Origin of the sequence: Desulfonatronum thiosulfatophilum (genome assembly GCF_900104215.1) — a bacterium.
GTDB classification, from domain to species: domain Bacteria; phylum Desulfobacterota; class Desulfovibrionia; order Desulfovibrionales; family Desulfonatronaceae; genus Desulfonatronum; species Desulfonatronum thiosulfatophilum.
In genome coordinates, this window is record NZ_FMXO01000006.1 from 119,220 (window position 1) to 138,481 (window position 19,262).

Below are 19,262 nucleotides of genomic sequence, written 5' to 3' on the forward strand. Positions count from 1 at the left end.
GAATCAACCATGTATCCTTGTTTCATCTTGTTCGGAGATCTTTCTGCCAAGGCAAAGATAGCCTGAAGGCATGATCGTTGATGAGGGCAGCAGCTTGCCGAGCAGCCAGCCGCCGATATTGATGGCCGGGATGCAAGCCAGAATCAAGGGGGCCAGCAGGAGTATGGGGCTTTTCCTCCGCAGGACGTCAAGCAGTCCTTTGGCCAAAGCGATGCAAAAAAGGGAAGCTCCAGTTTCAGCCGGGTTTGTGGATGGTGTCGTTTCCGTGACTTGAAAGCCGTGTCGGGTCAACATTCGCTCTAACCCGTGTCCGGTCCAGCGTTGATAGTCGTGCGGCTCGTCATGCAAGGGGTAGAGAAATGGGACATGAATCAGGCAATTTCCACCAGGGCGAAGAACGCGGGATGCTTCGGCCAGGGCTTGTTCAGGTTGGGGCAAATGTTCCAGCACATCAAGCAAAAGGACCGTGTCCATGCTCGTGGGGGAAAAGGGCAGCCTGGCGGCGTCGGCCAGAATCCGGCCTGCCCTGATAACCCAGTGCCATAGTCGGCGGGTAGTCCAGGCCGATATAGTCCGTATCGTCGGAAATGGCATCCCGGATTCGGGCATCGCCGCAGCCAATGTCCAGCACGGTGCCGGAGGTGTGCTGCCTGATCCAGTGAAGGGTCCGAGTCCGACCACGCAGGACTAGCCACTGTGGATGCAGGGGAGTACGGGCAAGCGGCATGAACCGGCGTTTCAGTGTTTTGGTGTCGGATGGCATGATGGGAACGTTCAGGAGATCAAAATGAACTGAACCATTCAAGGACCAGCCAGTCATGCTTCAAATATTCCCTGAAAGCAATCAGTTGTCGTCTCAAAACCTGCTACTCGAGCAGAGAATGCATATGGTTGCGGTGTACACCCCCCTCCCACGGTCGGTAATGCCCATGGTCCGCAATATCGGCCAGACGATCCCATCTCACTTAGAGCTACATATGACTATAGAAGAGGCCTGCCCCATTACGCACCCCTACTATGTGATGAATGGGGATCGGTTTTAGTACCTTTATCTCTCGGCGGTACCTAACGTGCCTGAGCGTCACTGTTCGCGGCAGTACTGTTCATTTCTGGTGTTTTCAGGTTTGAGTTGTTAAAGGCATTTGAGGAGAAGAACTCATCAACATAAAAACAAGCGAGCCGTTATGCCGACATCCGCCCCTGCACAAGTCTTCTGCACCCCGGACAAGACCAATTGCTGGCGGGCTCACCTGTTCCCGCTACTTCTGGTATTCATCATCCTCTCCATTATCTATGCCAACAGCTTTCAGGGTACGTGGATTTTTGACGATGAGCCAAATATTGTTGCTAACCCTAATGTCCATCTCAAAATATTGGACTGGGAGAGCATCAAGGGTACATTTTACGGCATTCACGGCAATCGTATAGATCGACCTCTAGCCTTCCTGTCCTTTGGCCTGAACTACTATTTTCATGGCCTGGACACCTGGAGCTATCATCTCGTCAACTTCATTATCCACTGCTTGGCATCGCTCTTCCTGTACCTGTTCATCTTCCAGACACTGCATCTCCCCAGGCTCAGGGAAAAATACGCTCAACACGCTGGATCTATTGCCCTGCTGGCGACTCTGCTTTGGGCAACCCATCCCATCCATGTGACTTCGGTCACCTATATCGTGCAGCGCATGGCGAGCATGGCCGCGATGTTTTTCATCATGGCCATGTTCTTCTATCTCATGGGGCGGATTACTCCTAGACTTTGGAGCAAGATCGGATGGTTCAGCCTGTGTTTCTTGAGTGGTTTTCTGTCCCTGTCCAGTAAGGAAAACGCGGTCATGCTCCCGGTGGTGCTTTACCTCTTCGACCTGCTGCTCATCCAGGGTGTAAACCGTCAAACAATCAAGCGCCATCTGCTCTACGGAGCCTTTCCCCTTACGTTTCTAGGAGTCATGGCCTTCGTCTTGACCAGCCCCACGAATATCCTCGCTGGTTATAGTAATCGGGAATTCACCCTGACTGAACGCCTACTTACCCAGCCGCGTATCTTGCTGTTCTATCTCTCTCTCCTGATCTACCCCATGACCGATCGGTTCACCCTGATTTACGAAGTCCAACTCTCCAAGTCTCTGTTTACTCCCTGGACTACCCTGCCAGTCATTCTTTTCTGGATTACTTGGGCCGGATTGGGTGTTTATTTGGTTAAACGCCTTCCCCTTATCGCTTATTGCCTGCTTTTTTTTATTGTCAACCACCTGATAGAGGGTTCTTTTATCCCACTTGAACTTATTTATGAGCATCGTAATTACTTGCCATCGATGACCATTTTTCTGATGATTAGTATAGCGTTAATTATTTTCATCCGTGACTTCACCCATAAAAGATTATTGCATGTTCTTACTGTGGCACTTATCTGGATAACAATAGCAGGACAAGGATTTTCGGTTATCCAACGTAATACATTATTTAAACATCCATTTTATTTATGGTCTGATAATGTAGCTAAGTCTCCGGGAATGAGTCGTGTATATACAAATTTAGCTCATGAATATGCATTGTTAGGGTTATACGAAGATTTCAAGGAATTAAATTATGCAGCTATAAAATCTGACCGTCATCATAGATTGACTTTGAGAGCAGTACCATTCAATAACCTGGGATATTATTATTTGCAAAATGCTGGTGATCCGTTGATGGCCATTGAGATGTTTGAAAAGGCCCTATATGAAGACCCAGCATACTGGCGTTCCAGGCTTGGATTAATTCTTGCGCTTATTCAGTCAGGTGAAGTTGAAAGAGCAGGTAATATTTCACTAGAGACTCTCGCCACCACTTCACACTCAGATAAATTCCATAGCCTTAACGCACTTGCGCTACTTAAACTTGAGGATTATCAATCTGCTGTAAAGGAAGGACTGAAAGTAATTTCTGTTGACACCGACAATTCAATTGCCTTGAAGGTATTGGGCGAAGCTTACATGCAGTTAGGTGAATACCATAATTCACAGTCGTACTGGCAGAAATATGCAGAAATAAATGCTAATGATCTCGAACCTCTCTTGGCCTTGTTATATTTAGCTTATATCTTGGATGATGAAGACAAATTACGCTTAAATACGATGAGAATATTAAGCCTTAAACAGGATAAAACATGGGAACGATTCTTTTCACAATATAATCGTGTTGGAGAGATGGATATTCTGATCTTTTCGGTATCTCCCTGGGAGTTGTTCCACCTAATTCGCAATGGATTGGAGCTTGAGATTAAATATGAATTCTCTCGAGAATATTCATGAGGATTTTGATTTCTAGAACAACTGGTGTTTATACATATCAAATATAAATCCCAAATGATAGAATAAATCATTTCCGTATATAAACGATAATTTTTTAGAATGTTGGCAACGTCTATGGATAGCCACGAAATGAAATAAAGGTTCTGAGCCTGCGTAGAAAGGGGTTAATATCTGCTCCGAGAATTAACCTGGGTATAGCCATACATTTTATCACTTACATATCGTAAAATCTTTAAAAGTAAGAAATCCAGAAGGTAAACTCGCCCAGCCAGTGGGACCATTGGTTATTGTAACTCTGGCAGCATCAATGCCGCAGCCATAAGATATGGTTGCTACAAAATCGCCAAGCTGAACATCCGTCACGTCAGGCAATTCACCCCAAACTTCCGGTTGATTGCCCTCCAAAATAAATTTTGAAAAATCTAATGACATAGTTGCAGCACCAGATGCAAAAGCACTTTCAAGGACTATCTGACGCGCAACATGCTGCAAATCCATATATTTTTGAATCGATACCGCTGCTACTATGCTAATAATTATCAGTACAGCAATAATCTCGATCAATGTAAAACCAGATTGTGTAGTGAGATTGTTCTTTTTCATCTTTCTGTTCAACAACGCATCCTAATATTAGGATGCGTTGTTGGAAAAATGGGCTAGTTTGGCATTGCCCAAGTGTAGGATTTAGTTGCATTATTTTTTGAAGCAGTAATCACTCCGGTTTCCGCACACGCTACACTAAAATCACCAGTAATAGCTGTACCGCACGCTGCTTCAGCTGCGACTTGAGCCACTGTCGGCGAAACATTTCCTCCCAAAATCAAATTTGCATATGCAATGGACATCCTTGACTGACCCGCAGCAATAGCTCCATCAAGGGATCGCTCTAAAGCAGCTGTTTGTAAATCCATATACCTCGGAACCGCCACCGCTGCCAAAATGCCCAGAATAACCAGCACGGCAATGATTTCGATGAGAGTGAAACCGCCTTGGGCCTTCTTAATATCTTTTTTTTCCATGATTTTCTCCTCTGAAGTTAAACAAATGAAATTTGGGTAACCAAAGCCACAGGTGTTTGTGATTTTGAGTTTGATCGCTTTGTTTGCACCTCCTCAATTATCTGGACTGGTAAGTTAGATGATAAAAAAAGCCGTCTGCCTTATTTGCGATGGTCCTGATCTAGCGGAGACAACCCGCTTTGTGGCAAATCCCTTGGCAAAGATCGTGCTAAAGTGCAAGAGAATCGGCGATAGTTGCAGATGGTTTCCACAACTGTCTGATGACGTTACGAAAAATATTTGAAATTGAAGAAAATTCAATGGGAAAGAGTTGCCTGGAAGTGAGACAGGAGGGCAAAATCTACAAAAATTGATGAGACTGAGGTCCAAAAACGACAAATTTTGAAAGTGCAACCATGGGAGATGCATTATTCAGAGTGTAGTGGAGGTTGTGGTCAATGATAGTCAACCTATGGATCGGGCCAGTCGTCCCAGCGCCAGTACTCAATCTACATCGACTTCCTGCCAGAGACTCCATAATTCGCAACCGAGGTGGACGCTGCCGGCGGTACTTTGTTTTTCAGATCTTTTGTTCCACCGCAAAAGCGTTGGGCAAGTGCTGAGTGTCCCAATACCGTACAGTCGGCGGCCTTTTTCCAAGAGGCGTGGCCGATAACGGCTCGTTTGCGGGCCGTATTTATTGTGTGCATGAAAGGCCCCTATGTGCTTTCGCCTTTCCGCCTGATCATCCTATCATGCAAGATTCATAATGTCTTCCGGTAAGCTGAAGTGCAAAATGCCTTTCCGCCATCGTGCTACTGAAGGGTTAGTGGGTGGCCCCCGATACACAGCCCGCCCGTTGCTGATACTCCCGAAACCTGGAATACTCCAGTCAATGCCTCTCGAAGTCGCGTCTGCATTCTCGTTTGTAAAATGCAGATCAATCAGGCTCTGCGTCTGTCGCTGCCAAAGTCAAAGCAAGGTGCTCAAGTTATCCATCTGTTGCATTTCTCATCCGCACTCGGACGCCGTCCTGGAGGTCCCGGTCCGGGTGAACCACGACAATCTCCTCCTGTTCGACTCCGGACAGGATTTGCGTCCAAAAGCCGCCTCTGCGGCCCGGCTCAACGATCCGCAGCCGAGCCCGGTTCTCATGGACCGTGAACAGGGCCCATCCGTCGCCATGGCGGAACACGGCATTGGTGGGCACGCGCAGGATGTCCTCCGCCTCCCAGAGCATGAACCGGGCGTTGACCCGGTAGCCGTGGCCCAGTCTGTCCCATTGCTCCGGGGGCGAGATCAGGTCGGCGATGACCAGGACGCGCTGCTCCTCCACGCCCAGGGCCGAGATTTTGGTGAAACCCAGAGGCTCCACGCGCCGCACCCTGGCTTCCAGGGCATCGGGGCGGCCCCAGCGTTCCAGGGACACGCGCATGCCCGGTTCCAGACGCACGGCATCCGAGGAAAGCACGTCCACCTCCACTTCCAGAATCGTCGTATCACCGATCTCCAGAATCGGCTCGCCCGGCTGCACCACGCGGGCGCTTTCAAAATGGCGCTGCAGAATGCGGCCCGAAACCGGGGCGCGCAGTTGCAGAACCCCTTCCTCGGTTCGGGTTTCACCGGCAAAGCGCAGCGCGGCTCGAGCCGCCTCCAGCTCGGATGTCAGGGTTTGCATCCGGAAACGGGCTGATCGCTCCTGAGCCAATGCCCTTTGGGCTGCTGTCTCGGCCTGTTCCAGATCGCCGAGGGCGATCAGCTCCTGGTCGGCGAGCCGACGCAGACGTTCAAGATCGCTTTCGGCAAAACGGGCCGAGGTCGCGGCCGCGTCGAGTTCGGCCCGACCCATCCTGACAGCGGATTCGGCGGCCCGCACCCGCGCCTGGGCCTCGGCCGCGGACCGGGCGTCCAGTGCGGGCGAGGGCAAGGGCATGAGCACCGCGAGCACGTCCCCCGCCTGAACAGCATCGCCGACTTCCCATGTCACACGCTGGGTCTGCGCCGTCAGGGGCGATGAAAGCACGTATCTGTCCGCTACTCTGGTCCGTCCTTCCTCCTCGACCACCATTTCCACTCGGCCGCGGGAGACCGGCTCCGTGTCCACCAGGATCGGGGAAGGTCTGAAGGACCAGACCAGCAGCGCGACCACGCCGGCCAGGATCAATGCGTAAATTATGCGCTTGCGCCAGATCATATGCTGTTTCCTTGGTTGCGGGGCGGATGCGTCCGCCGTCTTGAACGTCAATTCCGGCTTTTCAGCACTCCCACGAGATCCAGGTTCTTCAGTCTTCTGGCCACGACCAGCCAGGAAACGGCGCTGGCCACGAGGATGACCGTGGCCGCGAAGGAGAAGATGCGCGGCTCCAGGATCATCGGGATGCGGTACAGCTCGGAATCAATGCCCTGGACGATATAGGCGATCAGGCCGATGCCGATCAGAAAACCCACGGGAATGGCCGCAATGGTCAGCACGGCCATCTCCCCCAGCAGGATAAAGCCGATCTCCCCCCTGGTGAAGCCCAGCACGCGCAGGCTGGCCATCTCCCGGGAGCGTTCGGTCAGCGCGATCCGGGCGCTGTTGTAGACCACTCCGAAGGCAATGCTGCCGGCCAGCAGGGTGCTGAAAAAAGCGAAAGTAAGCACCATGTCGGCCATGGTGTCGTAGAAATTCAGAATGGCCGCCTGCCGGTCCGTGACCCCCGCCACCCGCGGCGAATCCTTGAGCCGACGCAGCACTTCGCCCCGGAATTCCGGGTCAACGGCCAGGTATGCTCCGGAAACGGCGGAGCCTTCACGCAGGATGCGGTTCAGGGCGTCCAGGCGCATATAGGCTGATGCCCCGGTGAATTCCCGAACCATGCCGGTCACGGGAACCGTGAGCCGTTCCCGGCGTCCTTCAAGCAACTCCACCTCCACCGAATCGCCGATGCGCACGTCCAGGATTTCCGCCAGATAGTCGCCCAGCACCAGCCCTTCCGGGGGAACGGCGATCACCCGCAGATCCTCGTCCAGGATGCGGAACAGGTCCCCGTCCTCCGCCAGCCCCTGAATCGTGGTCCGATGGCTGGCATGACCCCGGTGCAGACGGACTCCGGCTACCCGCATCGGTTCGGCCAAGTAAACGCCGGGCAGGGCTTCCAGATCGTGCAGGACGCGGCGGGAGGTCGGCTCGATAAAGGTGACCGTCAGGTCGTCGCGCTGGGCCAGACCGAACTGGACCTTGATCAGGTAGTCCACCGAGCCCTCCTGGAACCGGCCGACCATCAGGATGCCGCAGGCCAGGCCGATGCCGGCCATGGACAGGAGGGTTTTCAGCGGACGGCGTTCCATGTTCCGCAGGATCATTCTCGTCGGCTGGGCCAGGAAACGCTGCAGACCCAGGCGCTCCACCAGAGTGATCCGAAAGACCGGCGGCGGCTCCGGACGCATGGCCTCGGCCGGAGGCAGTCCCACGGCCTTGCGCACGGCGAACAGGGCGCCGAGCAGGCTTGCGGCAAGGGTGACCACCGCGCCGATGGTGATCACCCGCGGCGAGATATGGTATTCCAGATATGGGAAGCGAAAGAAATCTCGGTAGATTTCCGCGAGTTGTTGTCCGAGCCAGCCTCCGGCTGCCACGCCCAAAGCAAGCCCGAACAGGGAGATCAGCAGTGCCATCTGGGTGTAGTGCATGCCGATCCGGAAATTTGAGTAGCCGAAGGCCTTGAGAATGGCGATCTGCTCGCGCTGGGTGCTGATCAGCCGGGAAAAGACGACGTTCAGCAGGAATGCGGCCACACCCAGAAAAATGGTCGGGAACAGGGTGGCCATGTTGGCCAGTTGATTCAACTCTTCCGAGAGATACCTGTGGGAGAGCTGTTCCTCCCGGCCTACGGCGCCCAACCCTCCGTAGGGCTCCAGCAGGGCATCCAGACGTTCCAGCACATCCCCGATCCGGGCTTCTCGGCTGACGGTGAGGATCACGTCATTGAAAGCGCCGTCCAGATCGTACGCCGCGGCCAGGGCGGAACGATTCATCCAAAAAATGCCGTGTCGCTCGAAATCCGGAAACATGTCGCCGGGCTTGAGGTGGTAGATGAATTCCGGCGACAGGGCCACGCCAACGATTTCCAGCTCCTGCCGTCGTCCGTTGATGATCGCGGCCAATTGGTCGCCGGGTTGAAAGCCATGCGCCTCGGCAAAAGCCTCGCCGACCACCGTTTCCCGGTCCTGGCCCGGCCGGGGCAGGCGTCCGGAACGCAGAAACAGGCTGTTCAACTCGGCGTTGCGGCCGTCGGGCAGGGACAGGAACTGTCCCGTGGCCGGATCAGTATAATCCGGAATGTCCAGATTGGCGCCGGCCTGGATGCGCGTCTCCACGACCTGGACTCCGGGAATGGCCCGGATGTGTTCCTCGAGGGAATGGGGGGCGCGTTTCAAGGACGCGAAGACGTGGCTGAACCGGGAATCCCTGTAGAAAACGTCGCGGGTCTCGGTCAGGGATTCGAGGCTGGTCAGGGACATGACCAGAGTGGCCACGCCGCCGGCAATGACTACGGCAATGGCCAGGGCCTGACCACGCATCTGCAGCAGTTCGCGCAGCAGCTTGCGTGTCAGAACACTCACCAGAACAGCTCCCGGGGCGCGATTTTGTCCGGGTTGTCGGAGATGGAAGCGATCCGGCCGTCGCTCAGGGTGACGACCCGGTCGGCCATTCTGGCGATGTCCGCGTTGTGGGTGATCACAGCGGTGGTCGTGCCGAGATCATGGTTGGCCCGCTGCAGGGCTTCCAGCACGGAAATGCCCGTGGCCGAGTCCAGCGCGCCGGTGGGCTCGTCGCAGAGCAGGACTTCCGGACGCTTGGCAATGGCCCGGGCTATGGCCACCCGCTGCTGTTCACCTCCGGAAAGCTGGGCCGGAAAATGATCGTGGCGCTTGGAAAGCCCGACCAGTTCCAGTGCCTGCTCCGGCGCCATGGGATTTTCGCTGATCTCGGTGACGATGGCCACGTTTTCCCTGGCCGTGAGGCTGGGAATCAGGTTGTAGAACTGGAAGACGAAACCCACGACCCGCCGCCGGAACCGGGTCAGCTCCCGCTCCGTGGCCTGAACCAGATCCAGCCCCCGGCAAAGCACCGTGCCCTCCGTGGGCCGGTCCAGCCCTCCCAGGATGTTCAGCAGGGTGGACTTGCCGCTTCCGGACGGCCCCAGCAGAACCACGAACTCGCCTCGAAACAGGTCCAGATCCACCCCGCGCAGGGCGATCACCTCCACCTCCCCCATCCTGTAGACCTTGGTCAGCCCACGAGCGTGGAAGACGATGTGCTCGTCTCGCGTAGCATCATTGTCCTGATCCGAAGAGTGCATGCTCGATGACTCCATGCCCGTAGGGCTTCAAGTCGAATAAAGAAAAAAAGCGCCAATTCAGCCGCTTACCTGCTCAAGCGTCGAAAAACAACAGCCGCCGCTCCCATTTTCAGATCTCATCGAAATCGAAATCGCAATCGCAATCGCAAATTAGAAATACGACAGAAATCGGTAGCGCAACAGCACTCGTCATTCCGGCGAAAACCGGAATCCAGGTCTCCAGATTTTCGATTGCGATTCCGATTGCGATTGCGATTGCGATTTCGATTTCGATTTCGATTGTGAGTATGGGTTGACTTTGCTGGGCGACAACTCATCTCCAGCGTTGCCCGTCAAGGTTGAAGTTGTTCCGATTAAATGCAAAAATAACGCCTTTTCGGCTTGCTTCAGGACCTTTCGTCCGCAAATCGTCAAATCCTTCTCCGCGAAGTTCATGGAGTTTTAATGAGTGAGATCGTCAAGCGTCCGCAGACCCTGCCGGAGGTTCGTCCGACCGATGTTGGACGGCTGGAGCCGGTGCGGACGCAAACGGTAACCTTCGAAGGACCGGGGGAGACCCTGCACCTTGAGTCCGGCCAGACCCTGCATCCCATCACCGTGGCCTACGAAACCTACGGCGAATTGAACGAGCGCCGGGACAACGCCGTGCTGGTCTGTCATGCCCTGTCCGGAGACGCCCATGCCGCCGGATATTACGGGCTGGAACGCGATGAAAAGCCGGGATGGTGGGATATCCTGATCGGGCCGGGGAAGCCTCTGGATACGCGCAAATATTTCGTGATCTGCAGCAATTTCCTCGGCGGGTGCAAGGGCACCACCGGACCTTCGTCCATCAATCCGGCCACGGGCAAGCCCTACGGCATGGATTTTCCCTTCTATACGGTGAAGGATATGGTTCAGGTCCAACGGCGGTTGCTCAAGCACCTGGGCGTGCCCCGCCTGCTTGTCGTGATCGGCGGGTCTTTGGGTGGAATGCAGGTCCTGCAATGGGCCATCAGCTTTCCGGAAATGGTCCGCGGGGCGATTCCCATCGCCTCCACGGCCCGGTTGTCGCCCCAGGCCATCGCTTTCAACGAGGTGGCCCGGCAGGCCATCATGAGCGATCCGGAATGGAACGGGGGGGATTATTCGCTGGACGACCAGCCGGAACGGGGGCTTGGGCTTGCGCGGATGATCGGCCACATCACCTATCTTTCGGAGCAAGCCATGCTGCGCAAGTTTTCCCGGCGCTACATCAACGATCAGGGCCGCTCCTTCTGCCTGACCAAGGATTTCCAGGTGGAAAGCTATCTACATCACCAGGGCTCCAGCTTTGTCCGCCGGTTCGACGCAAACACCTATCTCTACATTACCAGGGCCATGGACTATTTCGATCTGGAGGCGGCCTACGGGCGGATCTCCACGGCCTTTTCCGGATGCCGGTCCTCGTTTCTGGTGGTCTCCTTCACCAGCGACTGGCTCTTTCCCCCGGACCAGTCCCGGGAACTGGTCCAGGCCCTGCGCCGGGTGGGGCTGGACGTCTCCTACTGCAACATCGAGAGCGACCAGGGGCATGACGCCTTTTTGTTGCCCGGACACCGCATGGGCGATGTCGTCTCCGGTTTTCTGGAACGGCTGGCCCGGGTGGACGCATCATGAACGCGCAATGTGAAATCCCGCAACAGGTGGACTGGAGCCGAAGCCAGCCCCGTGACCGGGCCCTGGACGAGGCCATCAGCGGACTGGTCCCGCACAAGGCCAGGGTGCTGGATCTGGGATGCGGCAACGGGGATTTGCTGTTGCGGCTCAAGGCGGACCGGGAAGTGGAGGAGCGCGGGGTGGAGCTGGATCCCAACGCAGTGGCTGAATGTCTGAGTCGGGGGTTGTCCGTGATCCAGGCCGATCTGGAGGAAAGCCTGTGCGATCTGCGGGAGGGGTCCTTCGATGTCGTGGTGCTGAACCAGGTGCTTCTGGCCACGGCCAGTCCGCTGCACCTGCTGACCGAAGCTCTGCGCGTGGGCCGGCGGGTCCTGGTCAGTTTTCCCAACTTCACCTACTGGCGAATCCGCTCCCAGATCCTCTTCCGCGGCCGCCTACCGGTCAACCCGGCCCTGCCCTACCAATGGTACGACACGCCGAACATCCGGTTGGTCACGGTCAAGGATTTCCGTATATTATGCCGGGAAAAAGGCTGGTCCGTGCATAGGGAACTCTTCGTCAACCTGGACCGCCGCGACCAACCCCACCACGTCCGCTTCTGGCCCAACCTGCGGGCCTCGCTGGCGCTGTTCGCGCTGGAGGGAAAACGCGGTTGATTCGCCCTCAGGATAGTAAGTTTTCTGTTCAACCATCGGGGTCATTGCAGCAATCGCCCGTCCGCCAGCCGCAGAATCCGGCCGGCGTGTCGGGCGTTGTCTTCGCTGTGGGTGACCATGACGATGGTCCGGCCTTTGGCGTTCAACCTTCCGAGCAGGGCCATGACCTCGGAACCGGTCTTGCTGTCCAGATTGCCCGTGGGTTCATCGGCCAGGATGATGGGCGGGTCGTTGACCACGGCCCGGGCAATGGCCACCCGTTCCTGCTCGCCCCCGGAGATTTCGTTGGGCAGGCGCCTTGCCTTGTTCTCCAGCCCCATTTCGGCCAGCGCCTTCAGGGCCCGGTCCTCCTTGCTTTTCCTGGGCTCATTGATCACGGCCAGGGGGATCATCACGTTTTCCATAACGTTCAGATAGGGCAGCAAATGGAAGCTCTGGAAGACGAATCCCAGGTATTCCCGGCGAAAATCCGCACGCTGGTCCTGGGTCAGGTCATAAATGTCCAGATCATCCACGACGCACGTTCCGGAGGACGGCGTGTTCAAAGCGCCCAGGATGGAAAGCAGGGTGGACTTGCCCGAACCTGACTTGCCCATGATGGCCACGAATTCGCCGGAAGCGATGTGCATGCCGACATTGTCCAGGGCCGTCACGGCCGCATTGCCCGTCCCGTACTGCTTGACGAGATTCGTTGCTATGATTGCGCTCACGTTCGTACCTTGTTCAAATTGTTGTTAGATCGCCCGCAAGGCTTCGTTCGGGTCCATTCTCGAAGCCATGACCGCGGGATAGATGCTGGCCGACAGCCCGACGAGCACGGACAAGCCGACAGCCGACACGAGCAGCAGCGGATCCCAGTGCGCTCCGTGGTGGAACACTGTGTCCATTTCTCCGATGGTGAACAGCGGCAGGGTCAGCTGCGTCAGGGCCTTGCCCAGCAGGTAGCCTGCCAGTCCGCCCACCAGAGCGAGTATCCCGGCCTCGAGGAATATGATGCGCATGACATGGCCGCGGCGATAGCCGATGGCCCGAAATACGCCGATTTCCCCGGCCCGCTCGCGGACGTTGCCCATCATGGAAACCAGAACCATCAGACCGGAGACCACGATCACCACGCCGGAAACTCCGTAGGCGAACTTTTCAAAGTGATCCATGGCCTGCATCCGGCTTTCCACCACCTGCTGAATGGCCATGACCTGCGTCCCCGGCAGGGCCGCGGAAATGTGTTCCACCATTTCATCGATGGGGCATCCGTGGCACAAGGCGGCCACTTCGACCATGGAAACGAGTCCTTCCTTGCCCAGAAGCACCTGGGCGGTGCGCAGGTCCGTGAACAGCAGCTGATCATCCTGGGAGCCGGAGGGCTCGAGGATGCCGGTTACGGACAGCTCTCCCGCTTCAAGCGACAGGGAGTCCCCGATGCCGATTCCGAGCAGCCGCGCTGCCTCAGCGCCCAATAGGACCTGATTGTCCCCGGGAATATCGCCCTGAATCCGCCACCATGGCTTGAGCACGACTGTCGCGTCGAAATCCAGCCCGGTCAGGAGCACATTCTGTCCCTGGGCTTGCACCACCCCGAGCACCACCGGCCCCACGGCGGCGAGGTTCTGGCGGTAGGGGATGGTATAGATCTTTTGCAGCTCTTCTTCGTGGATCTTGCGCACGTCGAAGGAAACTCCGCCCATGGATATGCCGCCGTAGCTCAGGGCCAGGCTGTCGCTTTGGGGCAGGATCACGATATTCGCGCCGTACTGCTCCAACTGATGAATAATATTCATGGAAACGGCCTGACGCAGGCCCACCAGCGCGACCACCGTGGTCACGGCGATGAGCAGCCCGGCCAGGACGAAGGCGGCCTTGGCCTTCCGGCGTTTGATGTTTGCAATGGCAATGGTGTTCAGGTTCATCCGCGCGAGCTCCCCGGGCTGAGGTCGAAGTAGGGCCGGCCTTCCAGAACATCGCTTTCCCGGATCACGATATTACCCTCCCGGACGACGCTGGCCAGGGGCGTGGGGTTGCAGCCTCCGCGCACCTCGCCGATGACCCGGGTTGGAAAGCGCATGTTGCAGTTGCGGCAGATCATCACCTCCCCGTCCTGAACATATCCCATGTTCGCCTGCCAGCAGGCGTCGCAGGCGTCAAAGGCGGTCCGGACCGTGCCGTCCGATGCTTGCAGCACAAAATATCTGATGCCCACGCCGTCGGCCGTTTCCAGGACGTAGTGCCGGGCCCGGCCGTCGGACAAGGTGGCCGCTGCATGGACCAATTCCCCGTCCATGGGTACAACCGGAACAGGCGTGGCCGCGGTAGCCGCCTTGTCCTGAGGCCCGGAATGGGCGAAAAGTAAAAGGACCGCGAACGCCACGATCAAAACACAGCCAAGGACGATGAACTTTCGCGACTTCTGCGCGGATGAACCGCCCGCGGAACCACCCTTCGTTGCGCCGAGAACGGCTTTTTTCTTGGCGTCGAGATCACGTCGTTGCTCTTTGGAATCGTTGTGTTTATTTGTAGTCATTGTGCGTGAGCCTCCATCTGGTTCACAAGATAGGTCAGGTTAATCCCGAGCGGAAAGGTAAGGATTGAATGTGAAGTTGGCAAGATATACCTGCATTGCGGAGACGACATGAACAGTCACAACAAAGAATGGTCCGAGATCGCGGCGGAGCAGCTCGGCAATCTGCGCGGGGCAGGTCCGCTGGTCCACAACATCACCAACTTCGTGGTCATGGGGATATCGGCCAACGTGCTCCTGGCCCAGGGCGCGTATCCGGTGATGGCCCATGCTGTGGAGGAGGTCGAAGAGATGACCGGCATTGCCGGAGCCCTGGCCCTGAACATCGGCACCCTCAGCCGGCACTGGGTGGAGGCCATGATTCTGGCCGGAAAAAAGGCCAACGAGCTGGGCAAGCCCGTCATTTTGGACCCTGTCGGCGCCGGAGCGACCCGTTATCGGACCGAGACGGTGAACCAGATCCTGGACTCGGTGCGGGTAAGCGTTTTGCGAGGCAATCCTTCCGAAATCCTGGCCGTGTCCGGTGCTCAGGGCGGAGCCCGGGGCGTGGATGCGGTGCACAAGGTGGAGGAGATTGCCGATGCTGCCCGCGAACTGGCCTCCAGGCTGGGCTGCGTGGTGGCGGTTTCCGGGGAGCGGGATCTGGTCGCCGACGGCAAGCGCACCGTGCGCCTGACCGGAGGCTCGCCCCTGATGACCAAGATCACCGGCATGGGCTGCGCGTTGAGTTCCACGGTGGCCGCGTTCACGGCAATTGCTCCCGACGCCCTGACCGGCGCCGTGAGCGCCATGGCCATGTACAACGTCGCCGGCGAGCTGGCCGCCCAAAGGGCTTCCGGTCCGGGCAGCTTCGAGCCGGCCTTTCTGGATGTCCTCGGGATGATCGGCGCAACGCAGATGTTGCGCGCGGAGATCGAGGAAGAGTGAGAGAGCTGCCGGTGGATCTGCTTCTTTTCAGTCGATACCTTCAAAACCTGTTGCACCACATGTGCACGGAGGAGTGACTTCATGGCCCGAAAAAAACGATCAGCCGAGCCGATGGGCGTGGAATCCCTGCTGCGGGTCTTTCGCAAGTCCCGCAAGCCGCTGGGTTTCGGAGAGCTGCTGAAGCTGCTGGGGCTGCCCAACCGACAGCGCAAGGAGCTGGACGAAGCCCTGGACATCCTGGTCCGCGACGGACGGCTGATCCGAATGCGCGACGCCTACGGGCTGGCCGACAACATGCAGATCATCACCGGAGAGCTGGAAGTCCAGCGGTCCGGCGTGGGCTTCGTGCTTCCGGAGGACAGCCGGCGCAAGGACGTTTTCGTCAGCAGTAAGGATCTGGGGGACGCCCGGCACGGGGACAAGGTGGCCGTGGCCCTGCTGCCCAAACGCGGCGGACGCAATCCCGAAGGACGGGTCGTGCGCGTTTTGGAGCGGCGGACGGAAATCTACGCCGTGCGCATTCTGGACGTCCGGGGCAAGGGCTACTGGCTGGCCCAGGCCACGGACCCGAAACTGGGCTTTCATCTGCTGCTCACGGCGGAGGACGTTGATATCGCGCCGCAAAAGAACGACATCGTCCTGGCCCGGATCGGCGAACGCCTGGAAGAGCATCTCTGGGCCGGAACCATGGTCGCCATGCTGGGAACCGAAACCGACCTGGCCGTGCAGGAGCAGTTGGTCAAGTTCAATCACCATGTGCCCACGGTTTTTCCCGAAACGGTCCTGGAGCAGGCCGCGGCTCTGCCGGAGCGCCCAGCAGAAGAGGATTTCGGTGGACGCCGCGACCTGCGTGATCTGCCCCTGGTGACCATCGACGGCGCGACGGCCAAGGATTTCGACGACGCCGTCTGCGTGCGGGAGACGTCCAAGGGCTTCACCCTCTGGGTGGCCATCGCGGACGTGGCCCATTACGTGCCGCCCTTTACGCCCCTGGACGAGGAAGCCCGGGAACGCGGCAATTCCTACTACTTTCCCAAATCCGTGGAACCCATGTTCCCGGAACGGCTCTCCAACGGGCTGTGCAGCCTGAACCCTTCCGAGCCCCGACTGGCCATGGCCGCGGAAATGGAGTTTTCGCGGGACGGCAAGATGACCGGCGCTTCCTTTCACGCCATTGTCATGCAAAGCCATGCCCGGCTGACCTACGAGCAGGTGCACCAGGCCCTGGAGGAGCGCAATCCCCAGGTTCTCCGGGACCTGGAACCGCTGCTGCCCATGCTGGAACAGGCCGAATCCCTGGCCCGGATCCTCAAGAAACGCCGCCATGGCCGCGGCAGCCTGGATTTCGACCTGCCGGACCCGGAAATTCTGCTGGACGTGCGCGGCGAGGCCGTGGACATCCAGTCCCGGACCAGACATTTTTCGCACCAGATCATCGAGGAGTTCATGATCGCGGCCAACGAGGCCGTGGCCGAGTTTCTGACCAAAAAAGACGTGCCCATGCTCTACCGGATTCACGACACGCCCGACCCGGAAAAGCTGCGCGGCCTGTTCGAGGTTCTGGGCCGGACGGAACTGGCCGTGCGGCTGCCTAAAAAAGGCGAGCCCGCGGAGCCCGAAATGCTCCAGACCCTGCTGGCCGCGGCCCGGGACACGGAGATGGAGTTTCTGGTCAACCGGCTGTTGCTGCGCAGCCAGATGCAGGCCAAGTACAGCCCGGACAACATCGGGCACTTCGGCCTGGCGTCCAAATGCTACGCCCACTTCACCTCGCCCATCCGGCGCTACGCGGACCTGGAACTGCACCGGGCCCTGAAAAACGCCCTGTCCGGTCGCGGCCCCAAGGTGTCCCACAAGCAGCTCAAGACCCTGGGCGACGCCCTGAGCATTCGGGAGCGGCGAGCCATGGCCGCGGAACGGGAGATCCTGAAGCGGGTGACGGTCATGTTTCTCATGGACCGGGTGGGCGAAGAGTTTTCCGGGGTTGTTTCATCCCTCACGGATTTCGGATTCTGGGTGGAACTCGCCGATGTCATGGCCGACGGCATGGTCCGCCTCTCCTCGCTCTCGGACGACTATTATACCTTTTTCCCGGAGCGCCACGAACTGATCGGGCGGCGGACCGGGCGGACCTTCCGCCTGGGCCAGCATGTCCAGGTCGTGCTCGAGGAAGTCAGCCTCTCGCGGCTGGAGATCACGCTGGTGCTCGCACCGGAGAAAGAGGAGGAGAAGAAAGCCAGGAAATCCAGGAAAGGCAAGAAAGAAAAGCGTGATTGACCAGAAGTCCTTTTCCGCGCCGCTCCTGTCCTGGTTCGCGGATCAGGCCCGGGATCTGCCCTGGCGGAGGAACTACGACCCCTATCAGGTCTGGATTTCCGAGGTGATGCTCCAGCAGACCCAGATGGACCGGGTCTTGGGTTATTTTCAGCGCTGGATTGCCCGCTTTCCGGATGTTCAAGCCCTGGCCTCGGCCCGCGAGGATGCAATCCTCGCGTCCTGGGAAGGCCTGGGCTACTACACCCGGGCCCGCAACCTGCACCGGGCGGCGCGCTACGTGGTGGAGCGGCTGGGAGGCGAGTTGCCCCAAGAACATGCCTCCTGGCTGGCCCTGCCCGGCGTGGGCCCCTACACCGCGGCCGCTGTCTGCGCCATCGCCTTCAACCAGCCCCATGCCGTGGTGGACGCCAACGTGGGGCGCGTCTTCGCTCGGGTCTTCGATCTGGATACCCCGGTCAAGGAACGTACCGCCAGGGATTTCATCGCCGAGCACGCCTTGCGGCTGACTCCGCCGGGTCAGGCGCGCCATTTCAGCCAGGCCCTGATGGAACTGGGCGCCCTGGTCTGCCTCCCTCGTCGCCCCCGCTGCTCTTTCTGCCCGCTGCACGACCTCTGCGAGGCCCGGCGGCTGGACATCGTGCTGGAACGGCCGGTACCGGCCAAAGCAGTAACCTACATCCCCATCGACGTGGCCACGGGCGTGCTCATGGCCGGCGGACTGATCTACATCCAGAAACGTCCGACCACCGGCGTCTGGGCCGGCCTCTGGGAATTTCCCGGCGGAACTATCGAAGGCGCCGAAACACCGGAACAGACCCTGATCCGCGAATACATGGAAGAAACCGGCTTCCGGATCGACAACCTGCGCAAACTGGCCGTGATCCGCCACGGCTACACCAAATACCGCGTCGCCCTGCACTGCTTCTGCTGCCACCTCCCCGACAACACCCCCCAAACCCCGCCCATCCTCACCGCGGCCCAGGAATTCCGCTGGGTATCACCGAAAGAACTCGACCACTTCGCCTTCCCCGCCGGCCATCGCAAGCTGATTGACCAGACGTTTGCGGGTGGGGGATTTTGTACTGAGTGAAACTGGAAGGGCACCAACTTGCGGTCCCATGTCACTGGAAAGATAAAGGTTGTCCGCGTTGCTCTCTTCATGACTTTATGTACGTTGGAATGTACGTAAATCGACAAGGAGCATTGCCATGAAGCGGTTGAGATGATGAGGATATCGACCATCCGGACGGTTTCCGGAGACTGATTCCCTGAGGTGGCGACAGGGTAGGGCTCTATTCTTTCATGAGAGGAGGGGTCTGTTCTCGAGCCTTGATCATCATCGCCGGGTTCTGTTTTCCCCGGCGATGGCACCTTCTCCTGTTCATTCGCTTGCACCCTTCCAGGTAATGCCAGCGCAGAGCCTCTCGACGGACCGTGAAAAGATCAGGAGCCAGATATGATTGCTTCCACTCAAAATGTCGTTTAAAGGCTTCAACATTTAGTACATTATAGGTTTTCCCGGAAAACAGTATCGGAATTGGACGATGGCTTCCAGATACGCGTGATAACGTTCCAGTGGGACACTTACCTTCAAGACCTTCCCAGTCGTCAAC

At 57.8% G+C, this 19,262-nt stretch carries 16 protein-coding genes; 6 read left to right on the top strand and 10 right to left on the bottom strand.

Annotation, left to right across the window (positions count from 1 at the left end; all coding sequences use genetic code 11):
- Nucleotides 1-3: 3 nt before the first annotated feature.
- Together BLP93_RS06415 and BLP93_RS17005 are read right to left on the bottom strand one after the other, a co-directional pair.
- Nucleotides 4-474 (bottom strand): methyltransferase domain-containing protein, encoded by a 471-nt coding sequence (locus tag BLP93_RS06415; protein ID WP_161946210.1) that lies wholly within the window; start codon nucleotides 472-474, stop codon nucleotides 4-6.
- On the bottom strand, nucleotides 452-763 hold the full coding sequence (locus BLP93_RS17005) for a class I SAM-dependent methyltransferase (RefSeq protein WP_161946211.1): 312 nt from the start codon (nucleotides 761-763) through the stop codon (nucleotides 452-454). Before BLP93_RS17005 ends, BLP93_RS06415 begins: the two co-directional genes overlap by 23 nt.
- A 421-nt stretch (nucleotides 764-1,184) precedes the next feature.
- Here BLP93_RS17005 and BLP93_RS06425 point away from each other — a divergent pair, with 421 nt between their 5' ends.
- Nucleotides 1,185-3,293 carry a hypothetical protein gene (locus BLP93_RS06425; protein ID WP_092118802.1) on the top strand — a complete coding sequence of 703 codons (2,109 nt, stop codon included), beginning with the start codon at nucleotides 1,185-1,187 and terminating at the stop codon, nucleotides 3,291-3,293.
- A gap of 210 nt (nucleotides 3,294-3,503) precedes the next feature.
- Here the strand turns inward: BLP93_RS06425 and BLP93_RS06430 are convergent, their stop codons facing one another.
- From BLP93_RS06430 to BLP93_RS06450, 5 genes are all read right to left on the bottom strand, one after another.
- Nucleotides 3,504-3,908: a prepilin-type N-terminal cleavage/methylation domain-containing protein gene (locus BLP93_RS06430; protein WP_244148665.1), complete on the bottom strand. Its 405-nt coding sequence runs from the start codon at nucleotides 3,906-3,908 to the stop codon at nucleotides 3,504-3,506.
- Nucleotides 3,909-3,949: 41 nt separating this feature from the next.
- Nucleotides 3,950-4,312 (bottom strand): type II secretion system protein, encoded by a 363-nt coding sequence (locus BLP93_RS17540; RefSeq protein WP_092118808.1) that lies wholly within the window; start codon nucleotides 4,310-4,312, stop codon nucleotides 3,950-3,952.
- Nucleotides 4,313-5,282: 970 nt separating this feature from the next.
- Nucleotides 5,283-6,485: an efflux RND transporter periplasmic adaptor subunit gene (locus BLP93_RS06440; RefSeq protein WP_092118811.1), complete on the bottom strand. Its 1,203-nt coding sequence runs from the start codon at nucleotides 6,483-6,485 to the stop codon at nucleotides 5,283-5,285.
- Between the two features lie 47 nt (nucleotides 6,486-6,532).
- Nucleotides 6,533-8,896 (bottom strand): ABC transporter permease, encoded by a 2,364-nt coding sequence (locus BLP93_RS06445; RefSeq protein WP_092118814.1) that lies wholly within the window; start codon nucleotides 8,894-8,896, stop codon nucleotides 6,533-6,535.
- Nucleotides 8,893-9,636, bottom strand: coding sequence for an ABC transporter ATP-binding protein (locus BLP93_RS06450; protein WP_092118817.1), 744 nt, complete (start codon nucleotides 9,634-9,636; stop codon nucleotides 8,893-8,895). The genes BLP93_RS06445 and BLP93_RS06450 overlap by 4 nt, the downstream gene beginning before the upstream one ends.
- Before the next feature lie 444 nt (nucleotides 9,637-10,080).
- Here BLP93_RS06450 and metX point away from each other — a divergent pair, with 444 nt between their 5' ends.
- Both metX and metW read left to right on the top strand, forming a co-directional pair.
- Nucleotides 10,081-11,274 (top strand): homoserine O-acetyltransferase MetX, encoded by a 1,194-nt coding sequence (metX, locus tag BLP93_RS06455; RefSeq protein WP_092118820.1) that lies wholly within the window; start codon nucleotides 10,081-10,083, stop codon nucleotides 11,272-11,274.
- On the top strand, nucleotides 11,271-11,930 hold the full coding sequence (metW, locus tag BLP93_RS06460; protein ID WP_092118823.1) for a methionine biosynthesis protein MetW: 660 nt from the start codon (nucleotides 11,271-11,273) through the stop codon (nucleotides 11,928-11,930). The genes metX and metW overlap by 4 nt, the downstream gene beginning before the upstream one ends.
- 41 nt (nucleotides 11,931-11,971) lie before the next feature.
- Here the strand turns inward: metW and BLP93_RS06465 are convergent, their stop codons facing one another.
- Genes BLP93_RS06465 through BLP93_RS06475 form a run of 3 tightly spaced genes read right to left on the bottom strand, consistent with a single transcriptional unit; the run spans nucleotide 11,972 to nucleotide 14,448 of the window.
- On the bottom strand, nucleotides 11,972-12,640 hold the full coding sequence (locus tag BLP93_RS06465) for an ABC transporter ATP-binding protein (RefSeq protein WP_208596582.1): 669 nt from the start codon (nucleotides 12,638-12,640) through the stop codon (nucleotides 11,972-11,974).
- 24 nt (nucleotides 12,641-12,664) lie between these two features.
- Nucleotides 12,665-13,837, bottom strand: coding sequence for an ABC transporter permease (locus BLP93_RS06470; protein ID WP_092118826.1), 1,173 nt, complete (start codon nucleotides 13,835-13,837; stop codon nucleotides 12,665-12,667).
- Complete coding sequence (locus tag BLP93_RS06475) at nucleotides 13,834-14,448, bottom strand: DUF2318 domain-containing protein (protein ID WP_092118829.1); 615 nt, start codon at nucleotides 14,446-14,448, stop codon at nucleotides 13,834-13,836. Before BLP93_RS06475 ends, BLP93_RS06470 begins: the two co-directional genes overlap by 4 nt.
- A gap of 108 nt (nucleotides 14,449-14,556) precedes the next feature.
- Between BLP93_RS06475 and thiM the strand changes: the two genes are divergently transcribed.
- The 3 genes from thiM to mutY all read left to right on the top strand — a co-directional run bounded on the left by thiM (nucleotide 14,557) and on the right by mutY (nucleotide 18,739).
- Nucleotides 14,557-15,372: a hydroxyethylthiazole kinase gene (gene thiM / locus BLP93_RS06480; protein ID WP_092118832.1), complete on the top strand. Its 816-nt coding sequence runs from the start codon at nucleotides 14,557-14,559 to the stop codon at nucleotides 15,370-15,372.
- A gap of 81 nt (nucleotides 15,373-15,453) precedes the next feature.
- Complete coding sequence (rnr, locus tag BLP93_RS06485; RefSeq protein WP_092118835.1) at nucleotides 15,454-17,649, top strand: ribonuclease R; 2,196 nt, start codon at nucleotides 15,454-15,456, stop codon at nucleotides 17,647-17,649.
- Nucleotides 17,642-18,739 carry an A/G-specific adenine glycosylase gene (gene mutY, locus BLP93_RS06490; protein WP_167353017.1) on the top strand — a complete coding sequence of 366 codons (1,098 nt, stop codon included), beginning with the start codon at nucleotides 17,642-17,644 and terminating at the stop codon, nucleotides 18,737-18,739. Before rnr ends, mutY begins: the two co-directional genes overlap by 8 nt.
- Nucleotides 18,740-19,262: the final 523 nt, after the last annotated feature.

Coding starts and splice junctions, on each gene's coding strand:
- BLP93_RS17005 (WP_161946211.1), bottom strand. CDS start 763: ATGCCATCCGACACCAAAACACTGAAACGCCGGTTCATGCCGCTTGCC.
- BLP93_RS06415 (WP_161946210.1), bottom strand. CDS start 474: ATGGACACGGTCCTTTTGCTTGATGTGCTGGAACATTTGCCCCAACCT.
- BLP93_RS06440 (WP_092118811.1), bottom strand. CDS start 6,485: ATGATCTGGCGCAAGCGCATAATTTACGCATTGATCCTGGCCGGCGTG.
- thiM (WP_092118832.1), top strand. CDS start 14,557: ATGAACAGTCACAACAAAGAATGGTCCGAGATCGCGGCGGAGCAGCTC.
- metW (WP_092118823.1), top strand. CDS start 11,271: ATGAACGCGCAATGTGAAATCCCGCAACAGGTGGACTGGAGCCGAAGC.
- rnr (WP_092118835.1), top strand. CDS start 15,454: ATGGCCCGAAAAAAACGATCAGCCGAGCCGATGGGCGTGGAATCCCTG.
- BLP93_RS17540 (WP_092118808.1), bottom strand. CDS start 4,312: ATGGAAAAAAAAGATATTAAGAAGGCCCAAGGCGGTTTCACTCTCATC.
- BLP93_RS06475 (WP_092118829.1), bottom strand. CDS start 14,448: ATGACTACAAATAAACACAACGATTCCAAAGAGCAACGACGTGATCTC.
- BLP93_RS06470 (WP_092118826.1), bottom strand. CDS start 13,837: ATGAACCTGAACACCATTGCCATTGCAAACATCAAACGCCGGAAGGCC.
- BLP93_RS06425 (WP_092118802.1), top strand. CDS start 1,185: ATGCCGACATCCGCCCCTGCACAAGTCTTCTGCACCCCGGACAAGACC.
- BLP93_RS06450 (WP_092118817.1), bottom strand. CDS start 9,636: ATGCACTCTTCGGATCAGGACAATGATGCTACGCGAGACGAGCACATC.
- metX (WP_092118820.1), top strand. CDS start 10,081: ATGAGTGAGATCGTCAAGCGTCCGCAGACCCTGCCGGAGGTTCGTCCG.